Source organism: Bradyrhizobium diversitatis (genome assembly GCF_016031635.1).
GTDB lineage: Bacteria > Pseudomonadota > Alphaproteobacteria > Rhizobiales > Xanthobacteraceae > Bradyrhizobium > Bradyrhizobium diversitatis.
The window spans coordinates 1-19133 of record NZ_JACEGD010000058.1 but is presented as its reverse complement, the minus strand read 5'-3'; the positions used below and the strand labels follow the sequence as shown (position 1 = coordinate 19133).

The following is a 19133-nucleotide window of genomic DNA, read 5'->3' as shown; positions in this document are numbered from 1 at the left end:
GTCGTTGCAACGTGGGCCCCGGCTCTGCAGCGCACTGCCAAGAGCGCTGCACTGCGTCCGGGGCACGAGAGATTGCTTTGCAGACACACTTCCGCATCCTCGCGGCATATTTCGCCCGAGTCTTGCGTCCGTCTTGCTCCCTCCAAAAACAGAGGGCGCAGGGAAGACCGGGTGCCGGCTGGGCACCCACGGTCCGCTGTGCGCGAATTGCGCGAAGAACAGATGCACAGCGGCATACAGGTGAAGCCAAACATCCGGCCTTCCCTGCGCAGTGGTTTGACGGCTTATGTCGCGCTCTCCTCGGGGAGCGTTGCACTATTGCCCCCGTCGCCTTGCGAGAGACCCGCAAGACTTGACGCACAGACCCCGGGCGTCAGGACCACACGATTTTGCCGTACGCGAGACCGCGCCCGTCGTGCACGAGACAATCGCTCGCGCGACGCAGCCCGCGTCCACCGCCACTCACCCCGCGTTTCGTGACGATCGCGATACGCCCCTCTGAGAGGGATGAGGTGACGGACGAATACGACGATTCCGAATTTCGGTAAAGCGGAATATTTTAGCGCATACGGATTGACCCACGGCGTGGGTGTTTTGCCCGACGGGCAGCACAACGGATGGTGCCGCGGGTCTACGAGCTAGCTGGAACGTCTTAACCTCCAGAACGAGCCAGCAGCTTCGAAATTCTGATCTCAGCCGCTCCGGCGCCGAATAAGCCATCGCCGTCCAATCCTTGCAGGTCGTCGTAGTCCAAAAGGGGCTCGGACACGCTCTTTACGGGATCACTGTCCGAGTACCGAACCAACCAAGCCCTCTTTGATATCGGATCTCGCCTGACAAAGTCGGGGATGGGCCAATCTGACCGATCCCAGTTGGGCACCTTGCCGATGATCACCCACCGCCCCTCAATCAGTCCGAGGTCTCCGAAGCGAATTCTAGCCACGGCCTGGTCAGCATGAAGATGATCGAGCGTTGCCGACGCTGACGTTTCAAGACGCGGACCGAAAAAGTAACCCAGCAGAACCCTTCCCACGTGGGTCGACCTCCCGACGACTCCACGAGCAAATCCGCCATTTCGGAGCGGCATTGCGAACACGGAGCCTTCTTCATAGGGCAGCTTCATCTGCTGTCGATGGTACGGTACGTCACCTTGCGAGAAGCACGCGTCGAAGGAAGCTGGTGGGTTACGCAAGCGCTAACCCACCCTGCACAGCAGCCCCTACTCCGCCGCGATCTGCCGCGGCGCCGGCGGCGGGCTCGCGAGGTCGGCGGCGAGCTGGGCGTAACGAAGCTTGGCGTCGGCTACCGCCTTCTCCTTCACCGGGCCGTAGCCGCGGATGCGGTCGGGCAGTGAGAGCAATTCCACTGCGGTGTCGATCGTGACGGGGGACAGCAGGCCGAGCACGGTGGCGACGTCCTTCTCGTAGCCCGTGATCAGGTCACGCTCGAGCTTGCGGTCGGCGCTGCGGCCGAAAATGTCGAATGGCGTGCCGCGCAGGAACTTGAATTTCGCCAGCACGCGGAAGACGTTCAGCATCCACGGGCCAAAGGCGCGCTTCTTCGGGCGGCCGAGCGCATCGACGCCGGACGCCAGGATGGGCGGCGCGAGGTTGAAGCTGAATTTGAAGTCGCCCTCGAACTGGTCGCGGAGCTGCTGCTCGAAGGCCCCGTTGGTGTAGAGGCGCGCAACTTCGTATTCGTCCTTGTAGGCGAGGAGCTTGGCGTAGTTCACCGCGACCGCCCGCGGCAGCGCATCGCCATAGCCGGCTTGCATGGCAGCATCGCGAACCTGGTCGACCAGCTTGCGATAACGTCTTGCCAGTCGGCCATTCTGATAGGCGGTCAGGTGCTTGACGCGATGCTCGATCACCTCATCGAGCGTCATCGCGTCCAGCGTCTTCGGCGCGACCACCTCGTCCGTCCCCTTCAGCATCGCGGCAAGACGCGCGGGGTCGGCGACCGCGAGGCGGCCGAGGCGGAAGGCTTCCTTGTTCATCTTGATCGAGACGCCGTTGACCTCGATCGCCTGCTCGATCGACTCTGCCGAGAGCGGGAACAGCCCCTTCTGATAGGCGTAGCCCATCATCATCATGTTGGTCGCGATGGCATCGCCGAGCAGCTGTTCGGCCGGTCTGGTGAAGTCGAAGAACACGGAGCCCTTGTGCAGCGCCGTCTCCAGCACCGAGTTGAGCTTGCGGGTCTGGAAGTTGAAGTCGCGGTTGAGGACGAAGTCGGCGGTGGGAATGACGTGGCTGTTGATGATGCCGCGGGTGCGGCTGGTGTCGCAGAGCGAGATCGTATCCTTGGCGACCGCAACCACCTCATCGGCCGCGAGCACGAGATCGGCCGTGCCGGTGACGATGCGCGAGCAAGTCACCTCCGCCGGATGATCCGATAGGCGAACGTGGCTGAGCACCGCCCCGCCCTTCTGCGCAAGACCGGACATGTCGAGGATCATCGAGGCCTTGCCCTCGATATGGGCGGCCATGCCGAGCAGCGCGCCGATGGTCAGCACGCCGGTGCCGCCGACACCGCCGACCGCGATGTTGTAGGGCTTGTCGAGAGTCGGTCGCGAGGCCGGCTCAGGCAGCTCGCCGATCTCGCTGAGCTCGGCCGGCGCACGGTGACGCGGCTTGCCGCCGTCGACGGTGACGAAGGACGGGCAGAAGCCCTTGAGACACGAATAGTCCTTGTTGCAGGAGGACTGGTTGATGGCGCGCTTGCGGCCGAACTCGGTCTCCAGCGGCTCGACCGAGATGCAGTTCGACTGCACCGAGCAGTCGCCGCAGCCTTCGCAAACAGCCGGATTGATCATGACGCGGCGCGCCGGATCCTCCATCAGGCCGCGCTTGCGGCGGCGGCGCTTTTCGGCGGCGCAGGTCTGCACGAAGACGATCGCCGAGGTGCCCTTGTACTCGCGGCACATCTTCATGACGCTGTCGAGCTCGTCGCGGTGATACTTCTTCACGCCGGGCGCGATGGTGTCGGCCGGATAGGCGTCGGGCGCCTCCGAGACCAGATAGATCTCGCGGATGCCTTCGGCGTGGAGCTGGAAGGTGATCTGCTGCGGCGAGAGATCGCCGTCATGGCGCTGGCCGCCGGTCATTGCGACCGCGTCGTTGTAGAGGATCTTGTAGGTGATGTTGGTCTTGGAGGCGACCGCCTGGCGGATCGCCAAAAGCCCGGAGTGGAAGTAAGTGCCGTCGCCGAGGTTCGCGAAGATGTGGTTCTCGTTAGTGAAGGGCGCGATGCCGACCCAGGGCACGCCCTCGCCGCCCATGTGCGTAAAGGTCTCGGTCGAGCGGTCCATCCACAGCGCCATGAAGTGACAGCCGATGCCGGCGAGCGCGCGGCTGCCTTCGGGGACTTTTGTCGAAGTGTTGTGGGGACAGCCGGAGCAAAAGTAGGGAGTGCGGGAGACAGGGGCGACCGCCTGCATCTGGGTCGCCTGACGGCCGTTGAACCAGTCGGCCTTGACGCGGAGCATCTCCGCGATCTCAGGGTTGAGATTAAGTCGAAGCAGGCGTTCCGTGAGCGAGGTCGCAAGCGAGGCGACGCTCAGCTCGGCGGCGAAGGTCAGGAAGCGCTTGTCGTGCTCGTCCATCTTGCCGACGATGCGCGGGCGGACGTCGTCGCGCCAGTTGAACAGCTCCTGCTTGACCTGGTTTTCGACGATCTCGCGGCGCTCCTCGACAATGAAGATCTCTTCGAGCCCGACCGCAAACTGCCGCACGCCTTCCGGCTCCAGCGGCCAGGGCATGCCGATCTTGTAGAGGCGAAGGCCGATCTTGGCGGCGACCTCCTCGGTAATCCCCAGCTCGCGCAGCGCCTGGCGCACGTCCTCATAGCTCTTGCCCGACGCCATGATGCCGAAGCGGGCGTTCGGCGAATCCATGGTGACGCGGTTGACCTTGTTGGCACGCGCGAAGGCGATGGCGGCAAAGCCCTTGTAGTCCTGCAGGCGCCGGTCCTGCTCGAAGCGGTCGTCGGGCCAGCGCAGGTTGAGACCGCCGGGCGGCAACTCGAAATCGGTGGGAATGATGAAAGGCTTCATCTCGTCGGTGAGGTCGATCTCGGCGGTGGTCTCCACCGTCTCGGTGATCACCTTCATGCCGACCCAGCAGCCGGAATAGCGCGACATCGCGATGCCGAGCAGGCCCATCTCGATCATCTCGTGGATGCTGGAGGGATAGAGATAGGGCATCAGCGCCGAGATGAAGGCGTGGTCGGACTGATGCGGAACGGTGGAGGATTTTGCGCCGTGGTCGTCACCGGCAAGGCACAGCACGCCGCCGTTCTTGGCCGAGCCGGCGGCATTGCCGTGGCGGAACACGTCACCACAGCGGTCGACGCCCGGGCCCTTGCCGTACCAGATGCCGACGACGCCGTCGTATTTGGCGCCGGGCGAGAGGTTGAGCTGCTGCGAGCCCCAGACGGCGGTCGCGGCGAGGTCCTCGTTCACGCCGGGCTGGAACTTGATGTTGTACTGTTCCAGATGCTTGCGGGCGGCGAACAGCTGCTGGTCGTAGCCGCCGAGCGGCGAGCCGCGATAGCCGGAGATGAAGCCCGCGGTATTGAGGCCGTTGGCGCGGTCGCGCCGGATCTGGGCCATCGGCAGGCGGACCAGGGCCTGGATGCCCGTGGTGAAGACGTGACCGGTTTCCTGGGTGTATTTTTGATCGAGACTGATCGGACCCTGGTTGATGCCCATGCTGTCCTCGTTTGGCCCTGCTCAGGCCTTTGTTACTTAAGCTCGCTTAAGCCGTTGCCTTCCCGTCGTTTTTAGCTAGGGCGCGCCGACCATCACCGCCACTCTATGTCGGATATTTCATGATCCGCACCACAAATCTGGATGAAAGGGCGCGCCGGGTGAAAATCGCAATTTCGTGGCCGCAAACACGCCGGGCATTTTCAATTTGTGTCACCATACCCCCGCCGTCGCGAAATGAATGGCCGCCCCCATGGCGCCGATGACGGCGATTGGTCGCAGGAGAGGCCGAGCATGCGCACGATTCTGGCTGTGATCGCGTTGTGCAGTGCAGTTGCCGGCGCGGCCCTTGCCGCCGAGCCATCGCCGGAACTGATCGCCTATGGCAAGGCGCTGGTCGAGGCCGGCGACTGCGCAAGCTGCCACACCGCCGATCCGGCCAAGCCGTTCGCGGGCGGAAAGCGCATCGACACGCCGTTCGGCGCGATCTTTGCGCCGAACCTGACGCCTGATCGCGACACCGGAATCGGCGCCTGGAGGGATGCCGATTTCGTGCGCGCGGTGCGCACCGGCATCGCGCCCGACGGCTCGAACTATTACCCGGCCTTCCCCTATCCTTACTTCACCAAGATGACGAAGGACGACGTGCTGGCGATCCGCGCCTATCTCGGAACGCTGGCGCCCGTGGCGAGCCGCAACAAGCCGCCGGAACTGCGCTGGCCGTTCGGCTATCGCGGCCTGATGCGGCTGTGGAACGCCATGTATTTCAAGCCCGGCCTGTTCGAGCCGGACCAGAGCAAGAGCGCGGCCTGGAACCGAGGCGGCTATCTCGTCACCGGGCTCGGTCATTGCGGCGCCTGCCACACGCCGAAAAACTACTTCGGCGCCGACAGGAACGCGCAGGCGCTATCCGGCAACGAGGTCGGAGGCTGGTTTGCCCCCCGCCTTGATGGCGCCGTCCGCACCGGGCTGAAATCGTGGAGCGAGGAGGACATCACCGAGTATCTGCAAAGCGGGCGCAACGCCAAAAGCCATGCCGGCGGGCCGATGGCGGAGGTCGTCGTCAACTCGACCGCTAAAATGAGCGATGCCGATGTGCGCGCAATCGCCATTTACCTGAAGAGCCTGCCGTCGACGCGACGCGAGACGATCGTGACGCCGCCCGACAATGCCGAGATGAAGGCCGGCCAGGCCGTCTACGCAAAACTCTGCATCGCCTGCCATGAGGCCGACGGCTCCGGAGCCCCGCGCATCTATCCGCCGTTGCCAGGCAATGCGCTGCTGCAATCCAACAACCCATCCTCCACCTTGCGCATCATCCTCGACGGCGCCCACACCGTGACCACGCCGCGCGCGCCCAACACCGGGGAGATGCCGGCTTATGCCAAACAACTGTCCGACGACGAGATCGCGGCGGTGACGAATTACATCCGCAATTCCTGGGGCAATGCGGGCCTGCTGGTGACGCCGGCCCAGGTGGCGAGGGCGAGGAAGCGAGAGGCGAATGGGGAATAGTGAGTAGCGAATGGCCCAGAACCATTCGCTATTCGCCATTCGCGCGCGACAGCGCTCACCTCTCCTCATCCCCGGTGAACACGAATTTCGGCATCTCCCATCTGTAGTGCACCGCGAGCAGGCGGAAGCTGAGGCCGAGCACGAAGGTCAAGATCGTCCAGAGCTCGGCATGGAGATTGAAGCCGAACGCTGTGGCGTAGAACAAGCCCGTGACGACCGAGACGCTGGCATAGAGCTCGGATCGGAACAGCAGCGGCACGTCGTTGCAGAGCACATCGCGCAACACGCCGCCGGCGCAGCCCGTCACCATGCCCGAGACGATCACGATCGGCAGCGAGGCATCCATCTGCCAGCCGACGTTGCAGCCGATCATCGTGAAGACGACGAGGCCGATCGCATCGAGCACGATGAAGGCGAGGTGCAGCCGATGCACGAGGCGCGCGATCAGGATCGTCAGCAGCGCCGCCCCGCCCGGCAGTGCAAGGTAGATTGGGTGAGCCACCCATACCAGCGGATAGTGACCGAGAAACAGATCGCGCAGCGTGCCGCCGCCAAGCGCGGTGATGCAGGCGAGAAGACAAACGCCGACATAATCCATGCTGCGCCGCCCCGCGGCCAGTGCTGCCGTCATGCCCTCCGCCGTGATGGCGACGAGCGCCAGAAAGTGCAGCACGCTATCGGTCGGCGGCAGACTCCACATCGGCTTCGTCCCCTCGTCGCGGCCATGGAACTCGCGTTCAGTTCCCGACCGAACAGGTTCCCGATTCCCGGCGTGAGAGCAACATGCGACGAAAGCATTGGGTGGCGGGGAACGGAATCTCGCACCTGAGGGTTGTCCCGGCGTCATAACCCGAGGAGATCCAATCGATGGCTGACGACCGTTTTCCCAACGATCCGTACCGCCCGAACCTCGCCGACGATGAGTTTGCTCGCGCGGCGCGCCGGGATGCCGACCTTCAGGCCGATCCCGAGCTCGGGGAAGGCCCTGCCTCCAGCGGCAAGATCGCGCTGTTTGCGGTAGCGGTCGCCCTGGTGCTGGGCGCGGTGTTCTACGGCTTGAACAATACCACCACGACCAACCAGGCCAGCAACACGCCGGCCTCGCAGACTGCGCAAACGCAGCCGACCAATCCGGCGGCGCCTCCCGGCATGCGCGACGTGACCCCGCGCAACAACACCGAGCCGGGCGTGACCACGGGTGCCGCGCCGAGCAGGCCTGCTGCCCCGGCTCCCGATACGCCTGCTGCAAAGCCGGCGCCGGATGCACAGACGCCGGCCAGCGGCGCGAAGTAACGGTTCACAATGAGACGTGAGAGCGGCGGGATGCAACATCCCGCCGCTTTTCGTTTGCCTAGCTGAACATCTTGTTGAGCTCGCCGCCGGAATAGCCGCCGGCAAGCTCTGTGAACGTTCCCTTCTCCGCCATCTCCTTTGCTGCGCGCATGAAGCCGCCCCAGGCGGCGCGGGCTAGCGAGCCCCCCACACTGATGCGGCGCACGCCGAGATCCCGGGCTTCCTGCAGCGACAGGCCGGACGCGCCGATCAGGAGATTGAACGGCTTTGGATGCACCGCCTTCACCACCGCGGCGATGTCCTCGCGGCTCTTCAGGCCCGGCGCGTAGAGACAGTCGGCGCCGGCATCAGCATAAGCGGTCAACCGATCGATGACGAGCTTGAGGTCGGTGACGCCCCACAAGTACGCCTCGCAGCGGCCGACCAGCAGCGTGCCGCTGTCGCCGATCGCCTTGCGCGAGGCTTTGATGCGCTCGACCGCAAGCGCGCTTTCGTAGAGCGGCTTGTCCTTGTCGCCGGTGGAATCCTCGATCGAGAGGCCCGCGACGCCGGTACGCACACAGCGCTCGACATTGTCGGCGACCCTGTCCGGCTCGACGGCAAAGCCGCCCTCGAAGTCGGCGTTCACGGGGATGTCGACGGCCGAGCTCAATGCTGCCAGATGCTGACAGACGTCCTCGACGGTGACGTGATTGTCGGCCTTGCCGATGGTCCAGGCAAAGCCCGCGCTCGAGGACGCGATCGCCTTGAAACCGAGATGCTGCAAGGCCTTCGCGCTGCCGACATCGACCGGATTCGGCAGGATGAAGCAGCCGCTCTCGTGCATTTTCCTGAATGTCGCGCGCTTGTCCGCGGTCGTCACGTGCATGTTTCTCTCCCTCGTTGCTGCGCAGAGATAGGCGCGCATCTTCAAGTGCGCTAGTGCGCGTCGTGCACCGCGCGGCTGTCCTTCGGAGCCTGCTCGCGGTCGGTCATGCTGTAATCCCGGATCACGCTGGCGATGCGCAGATGATAGTCCGCGAAAATCTTTGCGCGGCCTTTTGCCTGGGTGCGGCGATGCTCCATCGTGTTGCGCCAGGCCGCGACTGCTGCCTCATCCCGCCAGAACGACACCGACAGGATCTTGCCCTTCTCGGTCAGGCTTTCGAAGCGCTCGACCGAGATGAAGCCGTCGATGGTTTGCAGCAACGGCTTCAGGTCGGCCGCGAGGTCGAAATAGTCCTGGCGGTGTTCCGGCTTGGGCCAGACCTCGAAGATCACGGCGATCATGGGCATCTCCTTGCGTTGATGGCCTACAATACCACCTTGCGCAGGAAGGTGCGCTCCTCGGCGAGGATGAATTTCTCCGCCTCCGCAAAGTTGAAATTTGCGGTGCCGTCGAGATCGGCGCGCAGCCGCTTGCGATAGGACTCGTACGCCGCCAGGCTCTCGAACGAGATCAGGGCGAACGCGATGTTGTTGGTGCCCTCATGCGGCATGAAATAGCCGATCAGCTCGCCGCCACATCTCGGGATGATGGTGAGCCAGCGCTTCGAATATTCCTCGAACTGCGCGCGCTTGAACGGATCGAGCTGATAGCGGATGAAGACGGTGACGGACATGACAGGCTCCTGTGTTTCCGCCGTCATTGCGAGCGCAGCGAAGCAATCCAGGAATCCCTCCGCGGGAACAATCTGGATTGCTTCGTCGCTGCGCTCCTCGCAACGACGGCGTAGTGAGAAGCTACGCCCTTGCCCGGCCACAATGCTTCGGCTACCATCGAAGCATGAAAGCAGGTCCTGATATCGCCATGGTCGCCTCCCTCGTCGGCGACCCCGCCCGCGCCAACATGCTCACGGCGCTTATGAACGGCCGCGCGCTCACCGCGAGCGAGCTGGCGCAGGAGGCCGGCATCACGCCGCAGACCGCAAGCTCGCATCTTTCGAAGCTCGAGGCCGGCGGCCTCGTCGAGCCGGAGAAGCAGGGCCGCCACCGCTATTACCGGCTCACCGATGACGACGTCGCCGGGGTGCTCGAGGGCCTCGCGGGCCTCGCCGCGCGGACCGGCCACATGCGCGTGCGCACCGGACCGAAGGATCCGGCGCTGCGGCGGGCGCGGATCTGTTACGACCATCTCGCCGGCGATCTCGGCGTGCAGATGCTCGACACCATGCGCGAGCGAAACCTGGTCAGGCAGAAGAAGCAGGATATCGAGCTGACGGCCGAGGGCGAGCGCTTCCTCGCCAAGCATTTGCAGATCTCGCCGGACATGCTGGCCCATCCGCGCCGCCCGGTGTGCAAGGCCTGCCTCGACTGGAGCGAGCGGCGCCACCATCTCGCCGGCACGCTGGGCGCGGCCTTGATGCAGCGTTTCGCCGAGCTGAAATGGGCCTCGCGCGATGCCACGCCCGGCAGCCGCGTGGTGAATTTCACCCGCGCCGGCGAGAAGCAGTTCGCCGCGCTCTTCGGGAACGCGAACGACTGATCACGCGGGGCGCGTGGGTTCGCACGTTTGCGTGTGAATGCGCGCTCTGGTCATGGCCGGGCTTGACCCGGCCGTTGACGTCTTTATGCGCATTGTCATTTCCGGGATGGTCCGAAGGACCAGACCGGAATCTCGAGATTCCGGGTTCGCGCTGCGCGCGCCCCGGAATGACTGCTCCAATTGCGAGACCCTCCATGACCCGCATCCTCCCGGCCGCGCTCGCCGCCGCCCTTCTCGTCTCTCCGTTCACGTTCGCCATCGCCGCCGACACCGCGCCCCGTGAGCCCTATGGCATCGCGCTCGAAGGCTTTGCCTATCCCTACCCGGTGCACCTCCTGCCTGTTATCAACGACGGCGAGCAGCTCAGCATGGCCTACATGGACGTGTCGCCCGCGCAGCCGAACGGCCGCACCGTGGTGCTGCTGCACGGGCGCAATTTCCCGTCGAGCTATTGGGCCCCCGTGATCAAGATGCTGAGCGAGGCCGGCTTCCGCGTCGTGGTGCCGGACCAGATCGGATTCGGCAAATCCTCCAAGCCGCAGGGCGAACTGCATTTCGACAATCTGGCGCGCAACACCATTGCGCTGCTCGATCACCTCAAGATCGACAAAGCCGAGGTCGTCGCCCACTCGCTCGGCGGCATGCTCGGCGTGCGCATCGCCCGCGCCTATCCCGACCGCGTCAACCATCTGGTGCTGACCGCGCCGATCGGGCTGGAGGATTACCGCCTCTACGTGCCGCCGACGCCGACCGAGAAGATGATCGAGACCGAGGACAAGCTCACGGCGGAGGGCTATCGCAAGCAGCTCCAGACCAATTACGCGATCAAGCTGCCAGCCGAGGCGATCACGCCATTCATCGATGCCCGATTCAACATCAAGGGCAGCCCCGACTACCCGCGCTGGCTGCGCGCCTTCGTCAGTTCCGGCCAGATGATCTACCGGGAGCCGGTGGCGCACGAGATTCCGCTCATCGCGCTGCCCACGCTGTTCATCATGGGGGCCGACGACCACAACGCGCCGGGCCGGCCACTCGCGCCCGAGGCGCTGCGCGCCAAGATGGGGCAGAACGCCGAACTGGCGAAGGCGCTGGCGGCGAAGATGCCGAATGCGCAGGCAGAAGTGATCCCGAACACCGGGCATCTCGTCTTCCTGGAGGCGCCCGAGAAGTACAAGGAGCTGGTGCTTGGTTTTCTCGGCCGCTAGCGACACTTGCGTGTCGTCTGAGGCAGAATGCGCGGACCGTTCATGCCGCATTCAGGTCATGATTGGCAGGTTTGGATCGCAACGTGTCGGCGCGCCCCAGATTTAACGTGTCGAATCGTGTCTCTTGAATCATTGTGCGCCAAAAGCGCCATTCCCCTAGCCTGCCTCCAAGGACGAGAAGGAAGACCCAATGAAATACCTGTTTGCCGCCGTCATGCTCGCCAGCGCGGTCGTCGGTTTCAGCGAGGCGGCCAGCGCCGCCGGCGGTTGCGGCCCGGGTTGGTATCGCGGCCCCTATGGCGGCTGCCGTCCGATGCGCGGCCCGGTCGTCGTTCGCCCCGCTCCGGTGGTGGTCGCCCCGGCGCCGGTCGTCGTTGTGCCTCGCGCGCGTGTGTGCCCCTACGGCTTCCGCTGGTACGCCGGCCGCTGCCGCCCGTTCTGAGCTCGTCCATTTGCGTTCAAAGTGGCCGCGCGGCGAAAGCCAGCGCGGCCATTTCTTTTAAGTTGCTGCCAACGCTTCGTCGCCATGGACTTCGGGCGCCTCCAGAATCGAAACGGGGACCGCTTGTGGCGATCCCCGTCCAACCCGCGAACGTCGCGAGCTTACCAGTGATGGCGGCGGTGCCAGCGGCGGCGATGCCGGCGCCAATGACGGCGGCGCCAGCCCCAGTGGCGGTGATGGCCGTAGTGAACCTGCTCCGGCGTCAGCTTGGCGGCTTCCTCGCTGGTGGTGACCGCGGGATGAGCGTCGGAATTGCCCTGAGGCGTACGGGCGGGATCACCGACCGGCTGCGGTGACAGCGGCGCGGCCTGTGCGGCCGTTGCGGCGAAGGCCGCGGCGCCCGCTGTCACCCCCAATGCAAGTTTCAAAAAGTTCCGGCGCTCCATCATTTCTTCCTTTGGTCATCGTGACTGTGATGCAGAGGAAGTGTCGCGTTCACGACATGAACCGAAGCTGAATCGCGCGTTCAGATTTATTGAGCCGCGGATGTCTCCCGCTTATTTCGCAAACTCCTGCGCCAGCACCAGCGTTTCGCGCGCGCGCTTCACGTCGGGCCAGTCGCGATTGAAGTCGGCGACGAGCTCTTGTAGCGCGTCACCTTTCAGCATCGCATTCAGCTTTGCCTCGTCATCGAACTGATACATCGCCTGGTGCAGCGAGGGATCATCCAGGCTCCAGAACCGCCAGGCCTTGCTCACGCCGAACGCCTTCGCCGCATCGGGCAGATGTTCCGTCTCGTACCATCGGTCGAAGGCGGCGCGCTTGCTGGCGTCGGGGACGGTGGCGCGGACGACGAAGAAGGCTGCTCGCATCGGGTTTCCTCCTGTTGTTTGAGGCAAGCTTAGCCGGTTAAGCCGACGACGACAAAAAATGCCGGCCCCGATGTCGGAACGGGCGCCCTTCGCTCGTCCTTTGCTTCGAACACGGAGACAGCAAATGAGCGACCTCACCCTGACCACCTTCAATTGGGTTCCCGAAGCACCGCGAGGCTTTGTGCGGGACCTTCGTGTGCGCTGGGCCCTCGAAGAGGCGGCGCTGCCCTATCGCGTCGCAAGCGCCCCGTTCGACGATCGCGGGCCTGCGCATTTCGCGCACCAGCCGTTCGGCCAGGTGCCGTGGCTGACCGACGGCGACATCTCGATCTTCGAGACCGGTGCGATCCTGCTGCATCTCGGTGGGCTCAGCGAGAAGCTGATGCCATCCGATCCGCGCGGCCGCGCCGAGGCGACGAAATGGGTGTTCGCGGCGCTCAATTCAGTGGAGATGGCCAGCCTGCCCTGGGGAATGTCGAAGTTCATGGGACATCCGACTGACACGGCGGCGTGGAAATTCGTGGACGACTTCCTCAAGCTTCGGCTCAAGCATCTCGAGCCGGTGCTGGCCGGCCGCGAATGGCTGGCCGGCTCCTTCTCCGTCGCCGACATCCTGATGTCGGACGTGCTGCGCGTCGTCGACGGTTTCGGCGGGCTGGCGGACAGTCCTGCCTGCCGCGCCTACGTCGCGCGCGCCACCGGACGTCCGGCGTTCGCCAAGGCGCACGCGGACCAGATGGCGCATATTGCTGCGGCGGGTAAGGCACGTGGGGCGTGATGCGGCTCACACAATCGATCCAGTGCCCGGCATACAACTCGTCGCCACCGGAATGAAGCAATTCGACAGGTGACACATGGTCCGCCTCGAATATCTCAAACGACAGATCGCCCGCGCCGAGCGGCTGGCAAAAGCCATCCTCGACCGCCAGACCGCCGATCGGCTTCAAGCCTTCGCAGCCGAATGCCGCACGGAATTGTCGGAACTAACGCTCAAGACCGCAGCGTGAGGCGTGCTGTCGCCGGATGCGTGAGATAGGTAGGGCGGATTAGCGACAGCGTCATCCGCCACTCCTCCATCCGGTGACACATACCTTGGTGGATTACGCTGTCGCTAATCCACCCTACGCGTCACACCAGCTTCAACGGAGCATCGGCGACCAGGCGAAGGTCGATGCGTCCGATCAACGCCGCACGCCGCGCCTCCGCAGCACGAATGGCCTCATCCGTCTGCCGCAGCGTGCTGACGTTCGAGCCGAGCGAAACGATCCCGCCGAGAACCAGGGCGATCGAACCGAGCGCCGCTGTCTGACCCGTGCCAAATAGGCCGAAGATCGTGATCAGCAGTAGCGCCGCGCCACTGCCGATGGCGATCTTGGAGGCCAGGATGTACTTCCGACACCGCTCGGCGATCTCGGCAAGCGCCTCGATCCGATCTTCGATATCGGAGATTTCGTCGGTCGGTTCGTCTTCGGTCATAGGGCTTCGGATCTGGGAGCTTGCTTACGAATGAAGCTAGCGCCAAGGGTTGTTCTTAGCCGGGTAGTTTCCCGCCAACCGATCTATAGAATTCCGCGAGTTGGTTCGCCAACAATGAAGCTAGCAAATCTTCCATTTTCGAGACATCGATCCGGCCACCATCGCGAAAAGCTAAATCGGCCGCATCCAAGGCATCGAAATAGGGCCGCCGGTTATCGACTATTTGATCTGGAATCGTCGGGGTGCCCGGCAAAAGAGTGCCGGCCCGAATTGAGAGCACAACGTACGAGACAATTCGGGAAGTGCGCCCATTCCCGTCCGCGAACGGATGAATCCAATTTAGCCGCCACATGACATAAGCAGCTAGGTGAATCGGCGTGCTGAGTTCCCAGTGATCATTGACGTAGTCGCACATGTCCTCAATGAGTTCTGGGACGAGATGTGCGCCGACAGGCTCATGCTTGCTTCCCTCGATGGCAACGCCACCGGGGCGATAGTTGCCAGCATAAGAGCTGATGCCCGCCAAGGCTTCCCGTTGCAGACCGAGGATGAGCGAGGGACGGAGTTTGAATGAGCCCCGTTCAAGGGCGGTCTGGATCACGCCAATAGCCGCGTCGTACTGGCGGAACCCGTTCCGGGCTTCCGCAGCGGCCTTCGCTTGCGGATCTGTAATCAACTCAGGTTCGAGCGCCCGGCTATCACGCCGTTCGCGCTCGTCGCTTGTCACTTCTTTTCCTTGGCCAATTTCTCGGCCTCACGATCCACCATTTCTCGCGTTATAAGCTCATTTTCGAAATGGGTATTGCCATATACGAAGCTACGCCGCTGCTCCTCCCGGTGTTCCGGGGATGGATTCGCGGTTTTTGCAGCCTCGATGAGTTTCTTGAGAGCGTCGGTCATGCCGTTAATATAGTCGAATCGGCTCGACCGTACCACGCCATTTTTCCAGCGGGCCGACTCCCCCTCACAACGGCAAATTGTCGTGCTTCTTCGCCGGCATCTCGGTCTTCTTGTCCTTCAGCATAGCCAGCGCGCGGGCGATGCGCTTGCGAGTCGAGTGCGGCATGATGACGTCGTCGATGTAGCCGCGCTCGGCGGCGATGAAGGGCGAGAGGAAGCGGTCTTCGTATTCCTTGGTGCGCGCCGCGATCTTGTCGGGGTCGCCGATGTCGGATCGGAAGATGATCTCGACCGCGCCTTTGGCGCCCATCACCGCGATTTGGGCGGTCGGCCAGGCGTAGTTCATGTCGGCGCCGATCTCCTTGGAGGCCATGACGTCGAAGGCGCCGCCATAGGCCTTGCGGGTGATGATGGTGACGAGCGGCACGGTGCACTGCGAATACGCAAACAACAGCTTTGCGCCATGCTTGATCAGGCCGCCATATTCCTGCGCGGTGCCCGGCAGGAAGCCCGGCACGTCGACGAAAGTCACGATCGGGATATTGAAGGCGTCACAGAAGCGGACGAAGCGGGCCGCTTTCCGCGAGGCGTCAGAATCGAGCACGCCGGCCAGCACCATCGGCTGGTTGGCGACGAAGCCGACGGTGCGGCCGGCGATACGGCCGAAGCCGGTGACGATGTTCTTGGCGAAGGCTTCCGCGATCTCGAAGAAGTCGCCCTCGTCCACGACCTTCAGGATCAGCTCCTTCATGTCGTAGGGCTTGTTCGGATTATCGGGGATCAGCGTGTCCAGGGACATGTCGACCCGCCCGATATCGTCGAAGCTCGGCCATTCCGGCACGCCGTCGGTGTTGTTGGACGGCAGGAAGTCGATCAGGCGCCGCATCTGCAAGAGCGTCTCGACGTCGTTCTCGAAGGCGCCGTCGGCGATCGAGGAGCGCGTGGCGTGCACCGAGGCGCCGCCGAGTTCTTCGGCGGTGACGACCTCGTTGGTGACGGTCTTCACCACGTCGGGGCCGGTGACGAACATGTAGCTGGTGTTCTTCACCATGAAGATGAAGTCGGTCATGGCCGGCGAATAGACGTCGCCGCCGGCGCAGGGCCCCATGATGACGGAGATCTGCGGGATCACGCCCGAGGCCAGCACGTTGCGGCGGAAGACGTAGGAGTAGCCGGCGAGCGCGGCGACGCCTTCCTGGATGCGAGCGCCGCCGGCATCATAGAGGCCGATGATGGGCGCCCTCGCCTTCATCGCCATGTCCTGGAGTTTCGTGATCTTCAGCGCGTGGGTCTCGGACAGCGAGCCGCCGAACACGGTGAAATCCTTGGCGAAGACAAACGTCTTGCGGCCGTTGACGGTGCCCCAGCCGGTGACGACGCCGTCGCCGGGCACCTTGGTCTTCTCCATCCCGAATTCGGTGGAGCGGTGCTCGACGAACATGTCGAACTCCTCGAACGACCCCTTGTCGAGCAGCAGCTCGATGCGCTCGCGCGCCGTCAGCTTGCCGCGGGCGTGCTGCGCCTCGATGCGCTTCTCCCCGCCGCCGAGTTTTGCGGCGGCGCGACGGTCTTCGAGGGCGTCCAGGATGTGTTTCATTTGCTCCCGCCAGTTCTTAAGTGATGCGGGGTTCTAACACGGCATTTTGCGGGCCGGGAAGCGGCTTTCGGCGTCGCAGGGCTGCCCTGCCGCAGCGTGAAAGCGCAAGGAATTACAGAGCTTTGCCTAGGAGACGAACATGAGCGAAGGAATGGCCGAGACGGGCGCGGCGACGGGCAGCGTTAACATCCTGTTGCGGCTGGAGGGCCTGACCCTGTTCGCAGGGATGGTGACGCTCTACGCCGCCTGGGACGGGTCCTGGCTGGTTTTTGCCTTGCTCTTCTTCGTGCCCGATCTGAGCTTCCTGGCATACCTTTCCGACGCCAGGTTCGGCGCGATGGTCTACAACGCCGCTCACAGCTACATGGCGCCGGTGGCGCTGCTGACGCTGGGCTTCGGCCTCGCCTCGCCCCTCACTTTGTCAATTGCCTTGATCTGGCTTGCCCATATCGGCATCGACCGGGCGCTCGGCTACGGCCTGAAATATTCCGCAGGGTTCTCCTTTACCCATCTCGGCCGGATCGGGCGGCAGAAGGCCGCCTGATCGGCGCGCGACCCTGCGAAGCTTGGACTCCCCGCCCCCTCCGCCGTGGAGGAGTTCTTACAGGCGCCGTTCAAGCCTGGTCAGGGGCAACGGGCGCTGGAGTCAGATCGCGCCGATCTCGGCAAGACAGGCTTGCGTCAGCGGCATGCGCTCGCCGATCAGACGCGGCTCCTTACAATCCATGTTGAGCGCGAACACGGTGTGCGCCTCGCCCTTCTCGGCCCAGCCGACCATCCAGCCGAGCGACGGCTCGCCGCGCTCGGCCCCGAGCAGGCCCGACTTGGCGCGGATGATGCTGTCGCCCAGTTTGGTCACCGGCAGGATGTCGGCGACGAGATCCTGGCTGCGCTTTGAAATCGGCAGCATGCGGCGGCGCAGCCGGTCGACGAAATCGACCTGCTCGACCGGATCGATGCGCAGGACGCCGGTGAGCCAGAACTGGTCGATGCCGCCGCCGATGTCGCGATTGCCGTAGTCGAACTCGTCGACATATTTCTGCATGCGTTCCTGGCCAATGCGCCGTGCAATCTCCTGAAAGACCGGCACCGCGCTCACCGCGATGGCGCTGCGCAACGTGTGATCCTTGTTCCAGAGTTCGATCGGGCGCTTGACGCCATCCCAGGGAAACACGTCCTTGTCGGGGTCCGCGACCACGCCGGTCTCCAGCGCAATCAGCGCGTTCGGAATCTTGAAGGTCGAGGCCGGCAGCTTGCCCTCGCCCGAGCGCTCCTTGTCGCTGGCGACGATCAGATAATCCTCAACCTTGTAGCCGACGAAAGTGCCTGAAGTGCCGAGATCGGTGAAGCGTTTTGCAAGACTCTCGCGGATTTCATTGCGCGGCGGCGCGACGTGGGCGAGCGCGCGGGACGGCAGCACCGCGGCTGCGGCGAGAAGACCGAGGGTGGAACGACGGGTCAGCAAAGCGATATCCGTGAACTGTGAGAAGCCGCGCGACCATGCAGCCGCTACGTGGTGAAACGATGACAGGTTATGCTTACCGCCCCCGGCCCGACAGCCGCAGCACGAACACCAGCACCTCGGCGACGGCCTTGTAGAGATCCGGCGGGATCTCGTCGCCGAGCTCGACCCTGGACAGCGCGCCGGCCAGAATCTCGTTCTCCTCGATCGGGATGTCGTGGGCCTTGGCGATCTCGACGATCTTTTCGCCGATCGCGCCCTTGCCCTTGGCGACGACGACAGGCGCGTTGGTGCCCTTCTCGTAATGGAGCGCGATCGCAAGCTTGGACGGATCGCTCATGTCGCGCGATCCAGGAAGTGCCCGGCGCGGGCCGGCGCCGGCTGCGGCGGCGTGCCGTCGCGGACCACGATGTCGCCGGGCTTGAGCTCGGCTCTCGTCAATGCCTGGCTGAGCTCACCGACGCCGGCACGGAGCTGCTGCGCCGTCGCCGGCCGCTCCGCCCACATCCGCACGAACGTCTTGTCGCCGTTCAGCGTGACCAACGCATGCACGGGTCCGGCCGGCTCCACATTGAGGGAGAAGCGCGCGCGCCAGGTGCGCTGGGCGGGATCGCCGGACTCATTGCCGCCGTCGCGCGAGATCTCGAACTGCGCCATCGCAGTGCCCTGCGGGGTCGCGAACGGAATCTCGAAATTCCACTGCGGTACGGCCGGATCGATGCGGTGCCCGCTGGCATCGATGCGATCGGGGAGCGAGGCGATTTGCAGCAGCGTCTGCCGCGCGAGCGCCGCTTCGGTGTCGTCGAGCAGGCGATGCACGGTGGCAGCGAGCGGCGTATCCGGCGCCAGCGATGGCGCGGCGATGGGCTGCGACGCCGGCAGCGCACCGCGGAATGGCGGGGGCGTCGCATGTGCGGCAGCCTCGAAGACGTGGCCATCCGGTACGGCCTTGTTGGACCCCGGCACGTTGCCGGTCAGGCGCGGCAGGTTCTGCGTCGCTTCTTGCAGCAGGCTTGCGGCAAGGCCGGCGGACATGATCCGCGATGTCGCCGCCTGCGAAGCCCCGCCGGCGATGTCGGCGAGCACGGCAGCGGCGGGATTGGCGCGGCCCGGCGTTTGCGGCTGTTGCGCGATTTCGATTGATGGCGATGCCGCCTGCGCCGTCCCGGCGGCCGGAGCCGGTGCGATGCCGACCTGCG

General features: G+C 64.3%; 23 protein-coding genes. 8 read left to right on the top strand and 15 right to left on the bottom strand.

The window, feature by feature from the left end:
* Window positions 1-652 precede the first annotated feature (652 nt).
* Together H1B27_RS41320 and H1B27_RS36955 are read right to left on the bottom strand one after the other, a co-directional pair.
* Window positions 653-1123 carry an immunity 26/phosphotriesterase HocA family protein gene (locus tag H1B27_RS41320; protein WP_197969428.1) on the bottom strand — a complete coding sequence of 157 codons (471 nt, stop codon included), beginning with the start codon at window positions 1121-1123 and terminating at the stop codon, window positions 653-655.
* A 96-nt stretch (window positions 1124-1219) separates the two neighbouring features.
* On the bottom strand, window positions 1220-4711 hold the full coding sequence (locus H1B27_RS36955) for an indolepyruvate ferredoxin oxidoreductase family protein (RefSeq protein WP_197969427.1): 3492 nt from the start codon (window positions 4709-4711) through the stop codon (window positions 1220-1222).
* Window positions 4712-5002: 291 nt separating this feature from the next.
* Between H1B27_RS36955 and H1B27_RS36950 the strand changes: the two genes are divergently transcribed.
* Window positions 5003-6223, top strand: coding sequence for a c-type cytochrome (locus H1B27_RS36950; protein WP_197969426.1), 1221 nt, complete (start codon window positions 5003-5005; stop codon window positions 6221-6223).
* A gap of 55 nt (window positions 6224-6278) precedes the next feature.
* Here H1B27_RS36950 and H1B27_RS36945 read toward each other — a convergent pair whose 3' ends face one another.
* The gene (locus H1B27_RS36945) at window positions 6279-6923 is read right to left on the bottom strand and encodes a trimeric intracellular cation channel family protein (protein WP_197969425.1); all 645 of its coding nucleotides are present in this window, start codon (window positions 6921-6923) and stop codon (window positions 6279-6281) included.
* 167 nt (window positions 6924-7090) lie between these two features.
* Here H1B27_RS36945 and H1B27_RS36940 point away from each other — a divergent pair, with 167 nt between their 5' ends.
* A complete protein-coding gene (locus H1B27_RS36940; RefSeq protein WP_061881412.1) occupies window positions 7091-7516 on the top strand; it encodes a hypothetical protein in 426 nt (141 codons plus the stop codon).
* Between the two features lie 58 nt (window positions 7517-7574).
* Here H1B27_RS36940 and H1B27_RS36935 read toward each other — a convergent pair whose 3' ends face one another.
* The 3 genes from H1B27_RS36935 to H1B27_RS36925 are packed head-to-tail and all read right to left on the bottom strand — an operon-like array spanning window position 7575 to window position 9117.
* The gene (locus H1B27_RS36935; RefSeq protein WP_197969424.1) at window positions 7575-8384 is read right to left on the bottom strand and encodes an isocitrate lyase/PEP mutase family protein; all 810 of its coding nucleotides are present in this window, start codon (window positions 8382-8384) and stop codon (window positions 7575-7577) included.
* A 50-nt stretch (window positions 8385-8434) separates the two neighbouring features.
* The gene (locus H1B27_RS36930) at window positions 8435-8785 is read right to left on the bottom strand and encodes an antibiotic biosynthesis monooxygenase family protein (RefSeq protein ID WP_027574093.1); all 351 of its coding nucleotides are present in this window, start codon (window positions 8783-8785) and stop codon (window positions 8435-8437) included.
* A gap of 23 nt (window positions 8786-8808) precedes the next feature.
* Complete coding sequence (locus tag H1B27_RS36925; RefSeq protein ID WP_061881419.1) at window positions 8809-9117, bottom strand: NIPSNAP family protein; 309 nt, start codon at window positions 9115-9117, stop codon at window positions 8809-8811.
* A gap of 164 nt (window positions 9118-9281) precedes the next feature.
* Between H1B27_RS36925 and H1B27_RS36920 the strand changes: the two genes are divergently transcribed.
* The 3 genes from H1B27_RS36920 to H1B27_RS36910 all read left to right on the top strand — a co-directional run bounded on the left by H1B27_RS36920 (window position 9282) and on the right by H1B27_RS36910 (window position 11627).
* Window positions 9282-9980 carry an ArsR family transcriptional regulator gene (locus tag H1B27_RS36920; RefSeq protein WP_197969423.1) on the top strand — a complete coding sequence of 233 codons (699 nt, stop codon included), beginning with the start codon at window positions 9282-9284 and terminating at the stop codon, window positions 9978-9980.
* A 194-nt stretch (window positions 9981-10174) separates the two neighbouring features.
* On the top strand, window positions 10175-11185 hold the full coding sequence (locus tag H1B27_RS36915) for an alpha/beta fold hydrolase (RefSeq protein WP_197969422.1): 1011 nt from the start codon (window positions 10175-10177) through the stop codon (window positions 11183-11185).
* Window positions 11186-11375: 190 nt separating this feature from the next.
* Complete coding sequence (locus H1B27_RS36910; protein ID WP_028182358.1) at window positions 11376-11627, top strand: GCG_CRPN prefix-to-repeats domain-containing protein; 252 nt, start codon at window positions 11376-11378, stop codon at window positions 11625-11627.
* A gap of 161 nt (window positions 11628-11788) precedes the next feature.
* Here H1B27_RS36910 and H1B27_RS36905 read toward each other — a convergent pair whose 3' ends face one another.
* Both H1B27_RS36905 and H1B27_RS36900 read right to left on the bottom strand, forming a co-directional pair.
* A complete protein-coding gene (locus H1B27_RS36905; RefSeq protein ID WP_197969421.1) occupies window positions 11789-12073 on the bottom strand; it encodes a twin-arginine translocation signal domain-containing protein in 285 nt (94 codons plus the stop codon).
* 111 nt (window positions 12074-12184) lie between these two features.
* Window positions 12185-12499 carry a hypothetical protein gene (locus H1B27_RS36900; protein ID WP_197969420.1) on the bottom strand — a complete coding sequence of 105 codons (315 nt, stop codon included), beginning with the start codon at window positions 12497-12499 and terminating at the stop codon, window positions 12185-12187.
* 124 nt (window positions 12500-12623) lie between these two features.
* Between H1B27_RS36900 and H1B27_RS36895 the strand changes: the two genes are divergently transcribed.
* Both H1B27_RS36895 and H1B27_RS36890 read left to right on the top strand, forming a co-directional pair.
* A complete protein-coding gene (locus H1B27_RS36895) occupies window positions 12624-13277 on the top strand; it encodes a glutathione S-transferase family protein (protein ID WP_197969419.1) in 654 nt (217 codons plus the stop codon).
* A 76-nt stretch (window positions 13278-13353) separates the two neighbouring features.
* The gene (locus H1B27_RS36890; protein WP_197488612.1) at window positions 13354-13506 is read left to right on the top strand and encodes a hypothetical protein; all 153 of its coding nucleotides are present in this window, start codon (window positions 13354-13356) and stop codon (window positions 13504-13506) included.
* 121 nt (window positions 13507-13627) lie between these two features.
* Here H1B27_RS36890 and H1B27_RS36885 read toward each other — a convergent pair whose 3' ends face one another.
* The 4 genes from H1B27_RS36885 to H1B27_RS36870 all read right to left on the bottom strand — a co-directional run bounded on the left by H1B27_RS36885 (window position 13628) and on the right by H1B27_RS36870 (window position 16472).
* Window positions 13628-13975, bottom strand: a complete 348-nt coding sequence (locus H1B27_RS36885) for a hypothetical protein (RefSeq protein WP_061876862.1) — start codon at window positions 13973-13975, stop codon at window positions 13628-13630.
* A gap of 55 nt (window positions 13976-14030) precedes the next feature.
* Window positions 14031-14702: a Fic family protein gene (locus H1B27_RS36880; RefSeq protein WP_061876863.1), complete on the bottom strand. Its 672-nt coding sequence runs from the start codon at window positions 14700-14702 to the stop codon at window positions 14031-14033.
* Window positions 14699-14875: a hypothetical protein gene (locus tag H1B27_RS36875; RefSeq protein ID WP_197488613.1), complete on the bottom strand. Its 177-nt coding sequence runs from the start codon at window positions 14873-14875 to the stop codon at window positions 14699-14701. The genes H1B27_RS36880 and H1B27_RS36875 overlap by 4 nt, the downstream gene beginning before the upstream one ends.
* 64 nt (window positions 14876-14939) lie before the next feature.
* Entirely contained in the window at window positions 14940-16472 is a 1533-nt protein-coding gene (locus H1B27_RS36870) for an acyl-CoA carboxylase subunit beta (protein ID WP_028182322.1), read from the bottom strand.
* A gap of 139 nt (window positions 16473-16611) precedes the next feature.
* Here H1B27_RS36870 and H1B27_RS36865 point away from each other — a divergent pair, with 139 nt between their 5' ends.
* A complete protein-coding gene (locus H1B27_RS36865) occupies window positions 16612-17016 on the top strand; it encodes a DUF4260 domain-containing protein (protein ID WP_197969418.1) in 405 nt (134 codons plus the stop codon).
* A 102-nt stretch (window positions 17017-17118) separates the two neighbouring features.
* On the opposite strand, the gene H1B27_RS36860 is transcribed toward H1B27_RS36865, so the two are convergent.
* From H1B27_RS36860 to fliK, 3 genes are all read right to left on the bottom strand, one after another.
* On the bottom strand, window positions 17119-17937 hold the full coding sequence (locus H1B27_RS36860) for a penicillin-binding transpeptidase domain-containing protein (protein ID WP_197969417.1): 819 nt from the start codon (window positions 17935-17937) through the stop codon (window positions 17119-17121).
* 73 nt (window positions 17938-18010) lie between these two features.
* On the bottom strand, window positions 18011-18274 hold the full coding sequence (locus tag H1B27_RS36855; protein ID WP_061876866.1) for an EscU/YscU/HrcU family type III secretion system export apparatus switch protein: 264 nt from the start codon (window positions 18272-18274) through the stop codon (window positions 18011-18013).
* On the bottom strand, window positions 18271-19133 hold an 863-nt coding region (gene fliK / locus H1B27_RS36850; protein ID WP_197969416.1), incomplete at its 5' end, for a flagellar hook-length control protein FliK. The genes H1B27_RS36855 and fliK, both read right to left, overlap by 4 nt.